This is a genomic window from Salinispora pacifica CNR114 (assembly GCF_000514775.1).
Classification (GTDB): Bacteria; Actinomycetota; Actinomycetes; order Mycobacteriales; family Micromonosporaceae; genus Micromonospora; species Micromonospora pacifica.
On the sequence record NZ_AZWO01000026.1, the window covers coordinates 37,402 to 52,715 of the forward strand.

General features: G+C 71.7%; 14 protein-coding genes. 2 read left to right on the forward strand and 12 right to left on the reverse strand.

Annotation, left to right across the window (positions count from 1 at the left end):
- Positions 1–24 precede the first annotated feature (24 nt).
- The 5 genes from dapA to B118_RS0117090 form a co-directional block, all read right to left on the reverse strand.
- Positions 25–951 (reverse strand): 4-hydroxy-tetrahydrodipicolinate synthase, encoded by a 927-nt coding sequence (gene dapA / locus B118_RS0117070; protein ID WP_018220640.1) that lies wholly within the window; start codon positions 949–951, stop codon positions 25–27.
- A gap of 46 nt (positions 952–997) precedes the next feature.
- A complete protein-coding gene (gene thyX, locus B118_RS0117075; RefSeq protein ID WP_026185323.1) occupies positions 998–1,741 on the reverse strand; it encodes an FAD-dependent thymidylate synthase in 744 nt (247 codons plus the stop codon).
- Between the two features lie 252 nt (positions 1,742–1,993).
- Positions 1,994–2,581 carry a DUF2752 domain-containing protein gene (locus B118_RS0117080; protein ID WP_027648347.1) on the reverse strand — a complete coding sequence of 196 codons (588 nt, stop codon included), beginning with the start codon at positions 2,579–2,581 and terminating at the stop codon, positions 1,994–1,996.
- Positions 2,578–3,807, reverse strand: coding sequence for a winged helix-turn-helix domain-containing protein (locus B118_RS0117085; RefSeq protein ID WP_027658281.1), 1,230 nt, complete (start codon positions 3,805–3,807; stop codon positions 2,578–2,580). Before B118_RS0117085 ends, B118_RS0117080 begins: the two co-directional genes overlap by 4 nt.
- A 10-nt stretch (positions 3,808–3,817) precedes the next feature.
- Positions 3,818–5,053 (reverse strand): glycosyltransferase 87 family protein, encoded by a 1,236-nt coding sequence (locus B118_RS0117090; RefSeq protein ID WP_028193074.1) that lies wholly within the window; start codon positions 5,051–5,053, stop codon positions 3,818–3,820.
- 35 nt (positions 5,054–5,088) lie between these two features.
- On the opposite strand from B118_RS0117090, the gene B118_RS0117095 reads away from it, so the two are divergent.
- A complete protein-coding gene (locus B118_RS0117095; RefSeq protein ID WP_028193075.1) occupies positions 5,089–5,685 on the forward strand; it encodes a GNAT family N-acetyltransferase in 597 nt (198 codons plus the stop codon).
- Between the two features lie 84 nt (positions 5,686–5,769).
- Here B118_RS0117095 and dapB read toward each other — a convergent pair whose 3' ends face one another.
- From dapB to truB, 6 genes are all read right to left on the reverse strand, one after another.
- Positions 5,770–6,543: a 4-hydroxy-tetrahydrodipicolinate reductase gene (dapB, locus tag B118_RS0117100; RefSeq protein ID WP_018220646.1), complete on the reverse strand. Its 774-nt coding sequence runs from the start codon at positions 6,541–6,543 to the stop codon at positions 5,770–5,772.
- A 144-nt stretch (positions 6,544–6,687) separates the two neighbouring features.
- Positions 6,688–8,034 (reverse strand): M16 family metallopeptidase, encoded by a 1,347-nt coding sequence (locus B118_RS0117105; protein ID WP_420329458.1) that lies wholly within the window; start codon positions 8,032–8,034, stop codon positions 6,688–6,690.
- A 93-nt stretch (positions 8,035–8,127) separates the two neighbouring features.
- Positions 8,128–10,491 (reverse strand): polyribonucleotide nucleotidyltransferase, encoded by a 2,364-nt coding sequence (locus B118_RS0117110; RefSeq protein WP_028193077.1) that lies wholly within the window; start codon positions 10,489–10,491, stop codon positions 8,128–8,130.
- Positions 10,492–10,724: 233 nt separating this feature from the next.
- On the reverse strand, positions 10,725–10,994 hold the full coding sequence (rpsO, locus tag B118_RS0117115) for a 30S ribosomal protein S15 (RefSeq protein ID WP_018219020.1): 270 nt from the start codon (positions 10,992–10,994) through the stop codon (positions 10,725–10,727).
- A gap of 223 nt (positions 10,995–11,217) precedes the next feature.
- Positions 11,218–12,147: a bifunctional riboflavin kinase/FAD synthetase gene (locus B118_RS0117120; protein ID WP_018220649.1), complete on the reverse strand. Its 930-nt coding sequence runs from the start codon at positions 12,145–12,147 to the stop codon at positions 11,218–11,220.
- Between the two features lie 38 nt (positions 12,148–12,185).
- On the reverse strand, positions 12,186–13,109 hold the full coding sequence (gene truB / locus B118_RS0117125) for a tRNA pseudouridine(55) synthase TruB (protein WP_018812153.1): 924 nt from the start codon (positions 13,107–13,109) through the stop codon (positions 12,186–12,188).
- 101 nt (positions 13,110–13,210) lie between these two features.
- On the opposite strand from truB, the gene B118_RS0117130 reads away from it, so the two are divergent.
- A complete protein-coding gene (locus B118_RS0117130) occupies positions 13,211–13,528 on the forward strand; it encodes a hypothetical protein (protein WP_018220651.1) in 318 nt (105 codons plus the stop codon).
- Between the two features lie 78 nt (positions 13,529–13,606).
- Here B118_RS0117130 and B118_RS0117135 read toward each other — a convergent pair whose 3' ends face one another.
- Entirely contained in the window at positions 13,607–14,935 is a 1,329-nt protein-coding gene (locus B118_RS0117135) for an MATE family efflux transporter (protein WP_028193078.1), read from the reverse strand.
- Positions 14,936–15,314: the final 379 nt, after the last annotated feature.

Consider the following 15,314-nt stretch of genomic DNA (forward strand, 5'->3'; position numbering starts at 1 on the left):
CCCGGCGTCCGTCGTGTCGTTCGTTCATTCAGGGAGGTCCAGGCCCGCCGCCGCACAGTCGGCGCGGAGCTGGGCGAGCTGGTCGGCGGTGGCGTCCACCAGCGGGGAGCGGACCGGGCCGGCGGGCAGTCCCCTCGCCGCCAGGCCGGCCTTGACCAGGATCGTGCCGGGAGCCCGGAAGATGCCCGTGTACAGCGGCAGCAGCTGTCGGTGCAGGGCGAGCGCGGTGGCGTTGTCCCCCGCGTCGAACGCCCGGATCATCTCCTGGGTCCGCGCCCCGGTGAAGTGGGTTGACGTGCCCACCACGCCGACCGAACCCACCGCCAGCGCGGGCAGGAGGAGCGAATCCTCGCCGCTGTAGTAGGCCAGACCGGTCCGGCTGGTCACCCAGCTGGTGGCGGTCAGGTCGCCCTTGGCGTCCTTCACCGCGACGATCCGCCCGTGCTCGGCCAGGCGCACCAGCGTCTCGGTCTCGATCGCCACCCCGGCGCGGTGCGGAATGTCGTAGAGCATCACCGGCAACCCGCTGGCGTCGGCCACCGCGGTGAAGTGTCGCACCAGGCCCGCCTGCGGTGGCTTGCTGTAGTACGGCGTCACCACCAGCAGGCCGTGCGCTCCGGCCTTCTCCGCCGCAGCGGCCAGCTCGATGGTGTGCCGGGTGTCGTTGGTGCCGACCCCGGCCACCACCTTGGCTCGATCGCCGACGGCCGCGACCACCGTCTGGATCAGGCGTTCCTTCTCCGCGTCGGTCGTGGTCGGCGACTCACCGGTGGTGCCGTTGACCACCAGCGCGTCGTTGCCCTGCTCGTCGACCAGGTAGTTCGCCAACCGGGCCGCACCATCCAGATCGAGCGCACCATCGGCGGCAAAGGGGGTCACCATGGCCGTGAGCACCCGCCCGAACGGCCGGGAGGCCGTCCGGGCGGGGGTGTCGGGGAGGTCACTCGTCATGCGTCCAACCTAGCGGACGGCCGCTGAGCCCCCGACGGGGAAGGGCTCAGGACACCTCCGCGTGCGGGCTGGTCGCCACCTCGGTGCCGTCGGGCAGGGAGGAGATCACGAAGTCGTTGAAGACGCTCGGGGCCACCCCCTGCAGCTGGCGGAGGCACTCCACCGCCAGCTCCCGGATCTCCACGTCGGCGTGCTCGGTCGCCCGCATGCCGATGAAGTGCCGCCACGCCCGGTAGTTGCCGGTGACCACGATGCGGGTCTCGGTGGCGTTCGGCAACACCGCCCGCGCCGCCTGCCGGGCACGCTTACGCCGCAGGGTGGCGTTGGGTTCGTCGGTGAAGCGCTGCTCCAGGCCCGCCAGCAATTCGGTGTACGCCCGTACGCTCGCCTCGGCGGCCTCCACGAACCGCTTGTGTAGCTCCGGGTCGTCGGCGATCACGGCCGGCTCCACCATCGCCGCGTCCCGCTCCGGCACATACCGCTGGGACAGCTGCGAGAACGAGAAGTGCCGGTGCCGGATCAACTCGTGGGTGAGCGACCGCGACACCCCGGTGAGGTAGAAGCTCACCGAGCCGTGCTCCAGCACGCTCAGGTGGCCCACCTCGAGAATGTGGGCGAGGTAGCCGGCGTTGGTCGCCGTCGCCGGGTTTGGCTTCTTCCAACTCTGGTAGCAGGCCCGCCCAGCGAACTCCGCGAGCGCCTGCCCTCCGTCCGCGTCAGTCGACCACTCAACGTCGTCTGGGGGCGCGAACTGGGTCCACGCAATGAGCTTGACCTGGGGCTGCACCATGTCCGGCATTCCTGCGACTGTAGTGGCGCGACCGGCGCCGACGGAAATCGGACCCCGCAGCTTGCCTCCCGCCCCGAGCGACCGGGGGCGCCGGCGCATCCTGTCGAGCTGCCCACACAAACGGGGCGTGCCAGGGGTGGACCGACCGTCAGCGGCTGCCGCACCACCTGGACCTGCGGTCCCGACGCGGACCACCACCCCCGTACCTCGACCGGCAACCCACGACCGGCGGGGCCGAGCCGCGGAGCCCGGTCAGACGTAGAGCGTGGTGAACGGTGCCCAGGGCAGGTTACGCGCCACGGAGAAAGCCAACCAGGCGCCCAGGAAGACCCCGATCAGCTTGTTGCTGATCCGCAGTTCGGGCAGCCGCCACCCGAAGGCCTGCCGACCCGCCCACGCCACGAACAGGTACGCCAGGAAGGGAAGCGCGAAGACGAGAAGGAGATGGTGTCGGGCAGCGGCCGGCAGGTCGGCGTGCAGCAGGTACCAAAGGGCCCGGGTGCCACCACAGCCCGGACAGTCGAGCCCGCTCGTCAGCTTGAGCAGGCAGGTGGGGGCCGCATCCGGCGTGGACCGGGTCGGATCGATCATCAGCGTGTAGCCGATACCGGCGCCGACACAGCCCAGGGCGGCCAGTGGCACCGCCCACCGAGGCGAGCGTTGCTGGAGACGGAGCACGAATCGGGTCAGTCGGTCCGGCTGCGGAGCCGGATGGACCGGCGTCGCCTCCACCGGCCAGCCATCCGGCGGCGGGGCCCCAGCCGCGGACGGCTGGTCAGCAGCATCAGTCGCCGCGGCGGCCCGGCTCTGCGGCCCGTCAACGCTCGTCACGTCGATCACGGTACACCCGCCACGCTCCTCAGGGCAGCGGCCAGCGGCACCGCCAGGTCACCGGCGGTCGGTGGCGCCACTGCGGCCAGGCCCAGCCAGCCGGCGAGCCGGTACAGCTCGGCGGCGAGCGCGAGCGCCGTCTCACCCGCCTCAACGCCGGGCTCCTGCCAGGCTGCCGGCACGAGGAGTACCCCGTGCTTCCGGTCGGCCTTCAGGTCGACCCGGGCCGTGAACCGCTCCCCCTGGAGAAACGGCAACACGTAGTAGCCGTGCACCCGCTTCGGCGCCGGGACGTAGATCTCGATGCGGTAGCTGAAATCGAACAACCGCAGCGTGCGGCCCCGCTCCCAGACCAGCGGGTCGAAGGGGCTGACCAGCCGGTTGCCCCGCACCCAACGCGGCAGTCGGGCCTCGGCGTGCAGCCAGGCCGGCTGCCGCCAGCCCGACACGGTTACCGGAAGCAGCTCCCCCGCCTCCGCCAGCTCGGCAATCGCCGCCCGCGCCTGCGCCAGCGGCAACCGGAAGTAGTCCCGCAGCTCCGGCTCCGCCGCCACGCCGAGGGAGCGGGCGGCCACGGCCACCAGAGTCCGGTACGCCTCGGCGTCGCTCGGGGTGGGCGCCGCCAGTACCGCCGGCGGCAGCACCTGCTCCGGCAGGGCGTAACGGCGGGCGAAGGACGTCGTACGCTCGGCGGCCGTCACCTCACCGGACCAGAACAGGTACTCCACCGCCCGCTTCGTCGCGGACCAGTTCCAGCCCCAGTTGCCGGTCACCCGGTCAGCGTCGTGCTCGATCTCCGCGGCGGTGATCGGCCCGCGGGCCGCTACCTCGTCCCGGACCCACGCCACCAGATCCGGCTGCTCCTCGGCGATCCGGCGCATGCCGCCCCAGGCCTGGCTACGGGCGCGCGCCATCCGCCAGCGCAGCGCCGGCTGCAACGCGACCGGCACCAGCGACGCCTCGTGCCCCCAGTACTCGAAAAGATCCCGGGGGTGGCGGTACGCGGCCGCGTCGAGCAGCGTCGTCGGGTAGGGACCGAGGCGGCTGTAGAGCGGCAGATAGTGCGCCCGCTGGAGCACGTTGACCGAGTCCAGCTGGATCAGACCGACCCGGTCCAGCACCCGACGCAGGTGCCGGCGGGTGGGCACACCGGTCGGCGCGGGGTCGGTGAAACCCTGGGCTGCCAGGGCGATCCGTCGGGCTTGGGCGAGCGAGAGCGATTCCGGCGCGGTCATCGCGGGGACACTAGGTCACCGGTACGACACTGCTCCGGGGACGGCCCTCCTCCTGCCCGGCCGTCCCGACCGCGGTCTGGTGTGTCACGGTCCGGATCGGCAGAAACGCCAGCAGGGCCAGGCTGATCCAGACGTACGTGTTGCTGCCGAGGAAGCCGTCGATCCCGGTGAAGTCCCGCTCCCAGGCCCACACGATCCGGCTGATCAGGAACGCGTACGCGATGCCCACGGCCGCCAGTAGCCGGCGCTGCCGACGGCTGCCGGCGGGCGCCGCCATCGCGTTGTCCACCAACAGGATGAGCGCCGGCAGCAGCCAGACCAGATGGTGTACCCAGGTGACCGGGCTGACCAGACACATCAGCACACCGGTCAACGCCAGCCCGGTCGCCTCGTCACCGACCGCCACCGCAGCCCGGGCCCGCCACACCCAGAGCGCCAGCACCACCACCACCAGCGCCAACCAGGCGACGGTACTCGGATTCTCCGGGTTCAGCCGGGCCACCACTCCACGGAGGGACTGGTTGGAGACGAAGGAGAGCTCGCCCACGCGGTTGGTGTTCCACAGCGCCTCGGTCCAGAACTCCCGGGAGGCATCCGGGAAGAGGGTGGCGGCGAACAGGGTCGCGCCGGCGGCGGTGCCCATCGCGGTTACCGCCGCCCGCCAGCGCCCGGTCACCAGCAGGTAGACGATGAAGATCCCCGGGGTCAGCTTGATCGCGGTGGCCAGGCCGATGGTGGCACCGGCCCACCGGCTACCCGAAGGCAGTAACCGCAGCAGATCAACCGCCACCAGAAACAGCAACAGCATGTTGACCTGGCCAAAGTTCACCGTCTCCCGCATCGGCTCGTAGGCCGCGGCGAGGCAGAGCGCCACCGCGATGGCAAACCAGCGGGTCCAGCCAGCGCGGCGCGAGATCGGGTCCAGCAGCCACCAGAACAGCACCAGGGTGACCACCACGCTCGCGGAGACGCTCAGCACGATCGCCATAGTCCAGGAGACGTACGCCATCGGCAGCATGACCAGGGCTGCGAACGGCGGGTAGGTGAAGCCGTACTGGGTGAACGGGCGCAGGAAGTCGTAGATCTCTCCGCCGTCGTGCACCCAGTAGCGGATCGCGCCGTAGTAGACCCCAAGGTCAAAAAATCCGTGCCGCGCGGCCGCCACGGACAGGAACAGGGCCACCCCGATGGCGAGCCCGACCACACCGATCGCCTGTCTGACCGTCCGCTTGGCACCCTGCGCCATCGTCGCCTCCTCCACCCTGCGTAGGCTTTCGTGCCATGGCTCTCGGGTACGTCCGCCCGGCGCGTCCGCAGGACGCCGGCGATATCGCACGCATCCAACTCGCAACCTGGCGGGTCGCGTACCGCCGCATCCTGCCCCGGCAGGTGCTCGCGAACCTCGACGAGGCGTGGCTGGCCCAGCGGTGGACCGCAGCGGTGCAAGAGCCGCCCTCGGCCGCCCACCGGGTGCTGGTCGCCGTCGAACAGGCCGAGCAATCGTATCTGGTGGGGTTCGCCGCCTCCGGCCCGGCCGACGCCGAGGCCCAGGCGCCCGGCGAACCCGCCGAAGCGCTGGGTCCGAAGGTCGTCGCGGTCACCGACCTGCTGGTGGAGCCGCGCTGGGGCCGGCGCGGGCACGGCAGTCGGCTACTCGCCGCGGCGGTGGACCACTGGCGTGATGACGGGTTCACCCGCGCGGTGGCGTGGGCGTTCGATGCCGACGCGGCGACCCGGGGGTTTCTGACCGGCACCGGGTGGGAGCCGGACGGGGCGACCCGCGCGTTGGACGTGGACGACATGCTGGTCGCCCAGTTACGACTACACGTCGCGGTCCCCGCGGAACCGACCCGACTCCCGGACGATCCGACTCCCTGACGATCCGACTCCCTGACGACCCAACCTCCGGACGGCCCCGCGACCCCGGGCGGCCCGGTTCACCGCCGGTGCGGGACGATCCGCTCAGTCGAGCAGGGCGTCCAGGCCGACCGTCAGGCCGGGCCGGTTGCGCACCTCGCGGACAGCCAGCAGCACGCCGGGCATGAAGGAGGCCCGGTCGTACGAGTCGTGCCGGATGGTCAGCGTCTCGCCGGCGGCGCCGAAGAGCACCTCCTGGTGGGCGACGAGGCCGGTGGCGCGGACCGAGTGCACGCGTACACCGTCGATGTCGCAGCCGCGGGCACCGGCCACCTCGTCCCGGGTGGCGTCCGGTGCCGGGCCTTGACCGGCGGCGGCGCGGGCCGCCGCGATCAGGCGCGCGGTGTGCGTCGCGGTACCGCTCGGCGCGTCCAGCTTGCGCGGGTGATGCTGCTCGATGATCTCGACTGACTCGAAGTGGCGGGCGGCCCGTTCGGCGAACTGCATCATCAGTACCGCCCCGATGCCGAAGTTGGGGGCGACGACCACGCCCACCCCCGGCTTCCGGGCCAGCCAGCCGCGCATCCGCTCCAGCCGCGCCTCGGTGAAACCCGTGGTGCCGACCACGGCACTGATGCCCTGGTCAATGCACCAGTGCAGGTTGTCCATGACCACGTCAGGGGTGGTGAAGTCGACGATCACCTCGGCTCCGGCGTCGGAGGCGTTGAACAACCAGTCGCCCTGGTCAACCATGGCCACCAACTCCATGTCGGGGGCCGCGTCCACCGCCTTGCACACCTCGATGCCCACCCGGCCACGGGCGCCCAGCACACCGACCCGGAGCGGCTCGTCCGCGCTCTTGTCCTGCTCGTCAGTCACAGCCGACAACCTATCCCAACCGGGACACGGGCATCGCCGGGGTAGCCCGATGGACCGCGACCCGGAACCCGGGTGCCGGCGCTCCGGCTGGGGCGGCGATGCGGAGGCGGTCGGGCGGAGGCGGTCAGGCAGGGGCGGTCGGGCTCACTCCGGCGGGAAGTCGGACTCGCCGAACGGACCCACCACCGCCAGCGACATCGGGCGCCTCAGCAGCTCTGCGGCGAGCGCGTTCACGTCGGCCAGGGTGACCGCGTCCACCTGGGCCAACAAGGTGTCGACCGGCATCAGTTCGCCGTAGAGCAGCTCCCCCTTGGCCAGCCGGCTCATCCGGGAACCACTGTCCTCCAGGCCCAGCACGAACGCGCCCTTGCTCATGCCCTTGCCCCGGGCCAGCTCGGCTGCGGTGAGTCCGTCGGCGGCCGTCCGGGCCAGCTCCGCGCGGATCAACTCCAGCACCTCGTTGGCTCGACCCGGGGCGCAGCCGGCGTAGACGGAGAACAGGCCGCTGTCGGCGTGTTGGCTGGCGTAGGAGTAGACCGAGTAGGCCAGCCCCCGCTGCTCGCGGATCTCCTGGAAGAGCCGGCTGGACATGCCGCCGCCGAGGATGTTGTTCAGCACCCCGAGGGCGAACCGACGCTCATCCCGCCGATCGATGCCGGTACAGCCAAGAACGACGTGCGCCTGCTCGGTCTCCTTCGGCCCAACCAGGGTGGTCGCCGGTTGCGTGCGTACCGCCGGGGTGGCGCTCCGGTAGGTAGCGGGCGCCGCCGGGTCGGTGTCCAGCGGTGTGCCCTGCAGCGCCTGCCGGACCAGCTTGACCACGCTGGAGTGATCAAGGTTCCCCGCGGCGGCGATGACGATCCGAGGCGGGGTGTAGTGCCGCCGGTAGAAGCTCTGGATCTGTCGCCGGGTCATCGGGGTGACCGTCTGTTCCGTCCCCGAGATCAGCCGGCCGAGCGGGTGTTCACCGTAGACAGCCCGGGCGAAGAGGTCGTGCACCTCGTCGCCGGGCTCGTCGTCGTGCATGGCGATCTCCTCGAGGATCACGCCCCGCTCGACCTCCACGTCCTCCGGCGTCAGCACCGAGTCGGCGACCAGGTCGCACATCACGTCGATGGCGAGGGGTAGATCGTCGTCGAGGACCCGCGCGTAGTAGCAGGTGTATTCCTTCGTGGTGAAGGCGTTGGTCTCGCCGCCGACCGCCTCGATCGCCGACGAGATCTCCAGTGCCGACCGCCGGCGTGTCCCCTTGAACAGCAGGTGCTCAAGGAAGTGGGCGGCACCGGACTGGGGGCCGGTCTCGTCCCGGGAGCCGACCGACACCCAGATGCCGAACGAGACGCTGCGCATCGCGGGAATGGCCTCGGTGAGGACCCGCAGCCCGCTGGGGAGCACGGTCCGGCGGACCGTGCCACCCAGCGGGTCATCGCTGAGCGTACGGGTTACGGCGCGGCTGGCCGCGCCGCCGGGAGCACCCCGAAACGCGGCCACCCCCCGTCGTTCCGGTGTGGACGGTACGGAGACAGTCCGGCTCACGAAGGGCTCCCGGTTCGACGAGGGGTGGATGGTGCGTTGGTCCGACGGTCAGCTGCGCCGGGTACGACGGCGCGGACGCGACTCGCCGCCCTCACCGCCGTCGCCACGGTCGCCGCTGTCGCCGCGGTCCGGGCCCCGGCCACCGCGCTCGCGGTCACCGCGGTCGCGCGGTCCCCGGTCGCCCCGGTCCCGACCCGCCGGCCGCTCGCCGGCGCCCTCCGCCGGGACCTCGGCGCCCTCCGGGCGCACCTTGTCCAGGTAGATCTTGCCCCGCTGGTCGATGTCGGCGATCTCCACCTCGACCTTGTCACCGACGTTGAGGAAGTCCTCGACCTTCTCGACGCGCTTGCCGTCGCCCACCTTGGAGATGTGCAGCAGACCGTCGCGGCCGGGAAGCAGCGAGACGAACGCGCCGAAGGCGGCGGTCTTGACCACCGTGCCGAGGAAGCGGTCGCCCATCTTCGGCAGGGTCGGGTTCGCGATCCCGTTGATCCGCTCGACCGCGGCCTGCGCCGCCGGGCCGTTGGTCGCACCGACGTAGATGGTGCCGTCGTCCTCGATCGAGATCTCGGCGCCCGTCTCGTCCTGGATGGCGTTGATCGTCTGCCCCTTCGGGCCGATCACCATGCCGATCTTGTCCACCGGGATCTTGACGGTGGTGACCCGAGGCGCGTAGTCACTCATCGTGGCCGGCGCCTCGATCGCCGCCTGCATCACCTGCAGGATCGTCTGCCGGGCCTCGTAGGCCTGCTGAAGCGCCGCGGCGAGCACGTCCGACGGGATGCCGTCGAGCTTGGTGTCGAGCTGCAGCGCGGTGACGAAGTCCGGCGTACCGGCGACCTTGAAGTCCATGTCGCCGAAGGCGTCCTCGGCGCCGAGGATGTCGGTCAGCGTCACGTACCGGGTCTTACCCTCGACCTCGTCGGAGATCAGACCCATGGCGATCCCGGCGACCGGCGCCTTCAGCGGCACCCCGGCGGAGAGCAGGCCGAGCGTCGAGGCGCAGACCGAGCCCATCGAGGTCGAGCCGTTGGAGCCGAGCGCCTCGGAGACCTGCCGGATCGCGTACGGGAACTCCTCGCGCGAGGGCAGCACCGGGATCAGGGCCCGCTCGGCGAGCGCGCCGTGGCCGATCTCCCGCCGCTTCGGCGAGCCCACCCGGCCGGTCTCCCCGGTCGAGTACGGCGGGAAGTTGTAGTTGTGCATGTAACGCTTGGACTTCTCCGGGGAGAGCGTGTCCAGGGACTGCTCCATCCGGAGCATGTTCAGCGTGGTGACGCCCATGATCTGGGTCTCGCCCCGCTCGAAGAGCGCCGAGCCGTGCACCCGGGGCAGGATCCCGACCTCGGCGGTCAGCGGGCGAATGTCCCGCGGGCCGCGGCCGTCGATGCGGACCTGCTCGCGCAGCACCCGGTTGCGGACCTCGGACTTGGTCAGCGACCGCAGCGCGGCGGAGAGCTCCTTCTCCCGACCCTCGAAGCGCGGGCCGAGCTCCTCGACCACCCGGGCCTTGATCCGGTCCAGGGCCTCCTCACGGTCGGCCTTGCCGGCGATCTTCAGGGCCTCGGCCACGTCCTCCCGGGCCAGCTCCGTGACCGCGTCGTACGCGTCATCGGCGTAGTCGAGGAAGACCGGGAACTCGGCGACCGGCTTCGCCGCCACCTCGGCCAGCTCGCTCTGCGCACGGCACAGTTCACGGATGGCCGGCTTGGCTGCCTCCAGCCCGCTCGCCACGACCTCCTCGGTCGGTGCGGAGGCGCCGTCGGCGACCAGCTTCGCGGTGTGCTCGGTGGCCTCCGCCTCGACCATCATGATCGCGACGTCGCCGTCGGGCAGGGCGCGACCGGCGACCACCATGTCGAAGGTGGCGCGCTCCAGCTCCTCGTGGGTCGGGAAGGCAACCCAGGAGCCGTCGATGTGGGCCATCCGGGTCGCCCCGATCGGGCCGGAGAACGGCAGGCCGGAGAGCTTCGTCGACATCGAGGCGGCGTTGATCGCCACCACGTCGTACGGGTGGCTGGGGTCGAGCGCCAGGACGGTCTCGACGACCTGGACCTCGTTGCGCAGGCCCTTGACGAACGAGGGACGCAGCGGCCGGTCGATCAGCCGGCAGGTGAGGATCGCGTCCTCGCTGGGGCGCCCCTCCCGGCGGAAGAACGAACCGGGGATCCGGCCCGCCGCGTACATCCGCTCCTCGACGTCGACGGTCAGCGGGAAGAAGTCGAAGTGCTCCTTCGGCTGCCGACCGGCGGTGGTGGCGGAGAGGACGACCGTCTCGCCGAGTTGGGCGACGACGGAGCCGGCGGCCTGACGGGCCAGCCGGCCGGTGGAGAAGGTGATCACACGGGTGCCGAAGGCCCCGTTGTCGATCGTGGCGGTACGAGACTGGGTACCGAGGTTGCTCTCGGTCATCTGTGGTTGCGCTCCTTCGCGTCTACGGACCGCGACGCGCAGCTGCTCAGACGGCCGGTCTTCGATCGAAGCGCCCGGGCGGATCGGCGAGGTGCCGGATGCCCGGAGGCCACTACCGGAGACCGGTGCGCTGACCGGCTCCCGGTGGTCGGGGGGTCGTGCGGCCCTAATTTCGGAGTTTCTGGCGGTGAACCGGAGCGGGGGAGCGGCCGTTCGGCCACTCCCCCGTCACGTCACCGGCGCAGACCGAGCCGCTCGATGAGCGACCGGTAGCGGTTGATGTCCTTCTTCTGCACGTAGTTGAGCAGCCGACGGCGGCGGCCGACCAGCAGCAGCAGCCCACGGCGGCTGTGGTGGTCATGCTTGTGCACCTTCAGGTGCTCGGTCAGGCCCGCGATCCGCTTGGTGAGGACGGCGACCTGCACCTCCGGCGAACCGGTGTCACCCTCGACGGTCGCGTACTCCTCGCGGATCTTGGCCTTGTCCTGCTGGTCGAGCGCCATGTTCTCCCTGTTTCGGTGGGTTGATCGGTATCGTGTCCGCCCGGTTGGGCCTCGCCCAGATGGCCGGGCGAAGCCCGGCGGCGGACGGTCCTCGCACCCGCGGCGTCGTGCAGGCATGCCAGGACCCACGTCGGTCGGCCGACGTCCCTGTCAGGGTACCAGCCAGTCCGGAAACTCCGGACCAGGGGCGGACCGGGGTGTCGAACCCGATCACTTTCCGTGATCATCCCAAGGCTTGGCGGGTACGTTCGACGTCCTCGGCCATCTGGGCCACCAACGGCTCAATCGAGTCGTAGCGGACCTGCCCACGCAGGTGCGCCACGAAGTCCAGGGCCAGCCGCTCGCCGTACAGGTCCGCGTCGAAGTCGAGCACGTACGCCTCGACCCGCCGTTCCTGGCCGGAGAAGGTCGGGTTCGTGCCGACCGACACCGCCGCCAGCAGCGGCTCCCGCTGCCCCCGCCGCACCAGGCGGGCGGCGTAGATCCCGTCGGCCGGGATCGCGGCGTACCGGTGGCAGAGCAGGTTGGCGGTGGGGAAGCCCAGCTCGCGACCGCGCCGGTCGCCGCGGACCACCACGCCCTCCAGCCGGTGCGGCCGCCCCAACGCGCTGGCAGCGGCCACCACGTCTCCGGCGGCGACGCACGAACGGATGTACGTGGAGGAGAAGATCGTCCCCGCCTCGGCCACCAGGGGCGCCCCCTCGACGGCGTAACCGAACGTCCGACCGAGCTGCTCCAGCAACGCCACGTCTCCCGCGGCCCGATGCCCGAACCGGAAGTTCTCCCCCACCACGACCAGCGCGGCGTGCAGGTGCTCGACCAGAACGTCGTGCGCGAACGCCTCTGCCGACAGCCGGGAGAAGTCCGGGGTGAACGGCACCACACAGAGCACGTCCACGCCGAGCGCCTCGATCAACTCGGCCTTCCGGGCCGGCTCGGTGAGCACCGCCGGGTGCGAACCCGGACGGACCACCTCGGCGGGGTGCGGATCGAAGGTGACCACCACCGACCTGACGCCGAGTTCGCGAGCCCGCGCCACCGCGTGCCCGATGATCGCCTGGTGCCCCCGGTGCACGCCGTCGAAGACACCGATGGTGACGACCGACCGCCCCCAGCCGCCGGGCGCCGCGTCGTACCCCCGCCACCGCTGCATAACGCTCCTCCCCTGTCGCTGTCCCGACCGCCGCGCCGTCAGGCCGGGGCCAGCACGATCTCGGCACGGGCCCGACCGGCCCGCTCGCTGACGATAGCGACCAACCCGCCCGCCGGGCCGAAGACGGCGTACGGGCCGTCGATCCCCGCCGGGTCCAACGGACCGCCGTGCGAGAGCACCCGCTCCTCCTCGGCGGTCGCCTCCCGGCGCGGGAAGAACCGATCGGCCGCCGCCGCGAGGGAGAGCGTGACCACCTCGGGTGCCCGGCGCTCCAGGTCATCGAGGGTAGCGGCCTCGGCGAGGGTGAAACCGCCCACGGCGGTACGCCGTAGCGCGGTGAGGTGCCCGCCGACGCCGAGCGCCTGGCCGGCGTCCCGGGCGATCGCCCGCACATACGTGCCGGAGGAGCAGGTGACGTCCACGTCCACGTCCACCACGTCCGGCTCGTCGCGGCGCAGTGCTCGCGCGTCGAGCTGGGAGATGGTGACCCGCCGGGGCGGCAGGTCAACGCTGGCTCCCTCCCGAACCCGGCGGTACGCCCGCTGACCGTCGATCTTGATAGCGCTGACCGCGCTGGGCACCTGGTCCACCGCACCGGTCTGCGCCGCCAGCACGGCCCGGACCGCCTCGTCGGTCACCAGACCAGCCGGCGTGCTGGAGATCACATCCCCCTCGGCATCGTCGGTTACCGTCGCCTGCCCCAGCCGAATCGTGGCGGCGTAGCTCTTGCCAGCCCCAATGACGTAGGTCAGCAACCGGGTGGCTCGCCCCACGCCGAGGACCAGGACCCCGGTCGCCATCGGATCGAGTGTGCCACCGTGCCCGACCCGCCGGGTCCGGGCCAGCCGGCGCACCCGTGCCACCACGTCGTGCGATGTCATGCCGCCGGGCTTGTCGACCACGATCAGTCCGTCTGCGCTCACGACCGCCAAGCCTGCCAGACGGGCCGGCCAGGCCGACACCGGGACGCCACCCGGACAACCAGACCACCCACCCGCACCACGACGATCGCATTGACACCGGCTGCTACCAATGGGCTGATCAACCACGGGAGGGTTAGGCAATGTCACGCCAGCACCAGAATCAGGACCGGCAGCGATTTCCCCGACTGCACCAACCGGAGCAGCCGCCCAGCCTCCCCTCCTGGATGCTCGACCCACCGCCCCCGCGGCGCACGACTGTGGACCGGATCGCCGCGGCGCTGCTCGCGCTCCCGGGTGCCGCCGCCCTGCGCCGGCGGTGGCAGGTGTGGCAGGGCCGACGCCGGCTGTACCAACGCTTCCCGAACACGATGAAGCTAGCCGGCTTCATCGTCTCCTTCGCCGTGGCCCTGGGGCTGGTGATGGCCACCTACGCCCTGCTGGGCATGGCCTCGTCCTAGCCGGCGCTCCACTCCCGCACGCTGCGGTCGGCGGCCCGGACCCACTCCGAAGACTCAGGCTCCGACCACGCCGGCGACTCAGGCCCGGGTGGCACCGACGACCGCCCAGCGACCGGAGCGCAGGCGCAGCAGCAGGGCGGCCAACCGGAGCACCACGAAGAAGGTGAGTCCGGCCCAGATCCCACCGAGTCCGAGGTCCAGTCCGTACGCCAACCAGATGGCCGGCAGAAATCCCCCCAACGCCGCCACGATCGTGAGGTTCCGCAGGTAGCGGATGTCCCCCGCGCCGATCAACACCCCGTCCAGGGCGAAGACGACGCCCGCCAGCGGCAACATCGCGACGAACCAGGGCCAGGCCACCATCGCCTCGTCGCGGACCTGCCCATCGGCGCTGAACCAGCCCGGGACGACCCCGGCGCCAGCGGCGATGACCAGCGCGAACGCCACACCGCAGCCGGCGCCGAGCAACCCGATCCGGCGGGCCAGTCCACGGGCGCCGGCCGCGTCGTCGGCCCCCAGCGCGGCGCCGACCAGGGCCTGCGCGGCGATGGCGAGCGCGTCGAGCACCAGGGCGGTGAAGAACCAGAGTTGCAGGACGATCTGATGGGCGCCGACCGCCGCCGCGCCAAAGCGGGCGGCCACCGCGGTGGCGGAGAGAAAACTCGCCTGGAAGGCGACGCCGCGGATGAGCAGGTCCCGACTGAGCACAAGCTGCTGGGCGAGGACCCGGGGCCGGGGGCGGAGGGCCACCCGCTCGGCGACCAGCGCCCCGGCGAAGAGCACACCAGAGATCGTCTGCGCCACGACGTTGGCCACCGCCGATCCGGGCAGGCCGAGCCCGACGGGATAGACCAGCACCGGGCAGAGCACCGCGGAGAGCAGGCTCGGGCCGAGCACGAACCACAGCGGCCGGCGGGTGTCCTGGACACCCCGCAGCCAGCCGTTGCCAGCAGCGGCCAGGAGCAGCCCCGGTGCGCCGAGCGCGGCGATCCGCAGCCACTGCGCGGCGGCCTCCGCCACCTCGTTGTCCGCCCCGACGAGGGCACGGGCGAGTACGCCGCCACCGGCCTGCATGCCGACCGCGACGAAGACCCCTACCGCGAGCGCGAGCCAGGAGGCCTGGACCCCCTCGGCAACGGCGGCGGCGCGGTCACCAGCCCCGAACCGCCGGGCGGAGCGCCCGGTGGTGCCGTAGGCGACGACCGTGCCCAGCCAGGCGATGAGCGTCAGCACGGTGCCGCCGATCGCCAACGCGGCGAGCGGGACCCGGCCGAGGTGTCCCACCACCGCCGTGTCGACCAGCACGTACAGCGGCTCTGCGGCGAGCACCACGAGGGCGGGCAGGGCGAGCGCGGCGATCCGGCGGGGCGAGGCGGAGCGGGTTGCGGGGGCGGACGGCGGGTTCATCGTCGCCGATCCTGACACGGGCTCGGTAAGGACCGCAAACCGGGCTAGTCACTTACCGGCGATCCGTGGCGCCGGACGACGGGCGGCCAGCGCCGCCCGTCGGGGAGGGCGTCAGCTGCTCGGCGACGTCACTGGCGCGTGTCCATCGAGGTCTGCAGGGCACGGCGCAGTTGCTCACGTGCCTCGTCCGCGGTGTCGGGCTTGGGCTTGTTCGGCATGGGAAACCCCTTCCAGGGCGCGAGCCACCAAGGCAGCGGTGGAACTCACGGGCAAGGTCTGCCACCCGCGGACGTCCGGGGTCGCCGGAGCGGCGCACGAAGCATCGAGCCCGGGTCGGTCCGACCCTGGAGAGCGACGACGCCGGGTACGGCCCCACCGC

Coding starts and splice junctions, on each gene's coding strand:
- B118_RS0117135 (WP_028193078.1), bottom strand. CDS start 14,935: ATGAACCCGCCGTCCGCCCCCGCAACCCGCTCCGCCTCGCCCCGCCGG.
- B118_RS0117130 (WP_018220651.1), top strand. CDS start 13,211: ATGTCACGCCAGCACCAGAATCAGGACCGGCAGCGATTTCCCCGACTG.
- B118_RS0117085 (WP_027658281.1), bottom strand. CDS start 3,807: ATGACCGCGCCGGAATCGCTCTCGCTCGCCCAAGCCCGACGGATCGCC.
- rpsO (WP_018219020.1), bottom strand. CDS start 10,994: ATGGCGCTCGACCAGCAGGACAAGGCCAAGATCCGCGAGGAGTACGCG.
- dapA (WP_018220640.1), bottom strand. CDS start 951: ATGACGAGTGACCTCCCCGACACCCCCGCCCGGACGGCCTCCCGGCCG.
- B118_RS0117120 (WP_018220649.1), bottom strand. CDS start 12,147: ATGCAGCGGTGGCGGGGGTACGACGCGGCGCCCGGCGGCTGGGGGCGG.
- B118_RS0117090 (WP_028193074.1), bottom strand. CDS start 5,053: ATGGCGCAGGGTGCCAAGCGGACGGTCAGACAGGCGATCGGTGTGGTC.
- B118_RS0117095 (WP_028193075.1), top strand. CDS start 5,089: ATGGCTCTCGGGTACGTCCGCCCGGCGCGTCCGCAGGACGCCGGCGAT.
- thyX (WP_026185323.1), bottom strand. CDS start 1,741: ATGGTGCAGCCCCAGGTCAAGCTCATTGCGTGGACCCAGTTCGCGCCC.
- B118_RS0117110 (WP_028193077.1), bottom strand. CDS start 10,491: ATGACCGAGAGCAACCTCGGTACCCAGTCTCGTACCGCCACGATCGAC.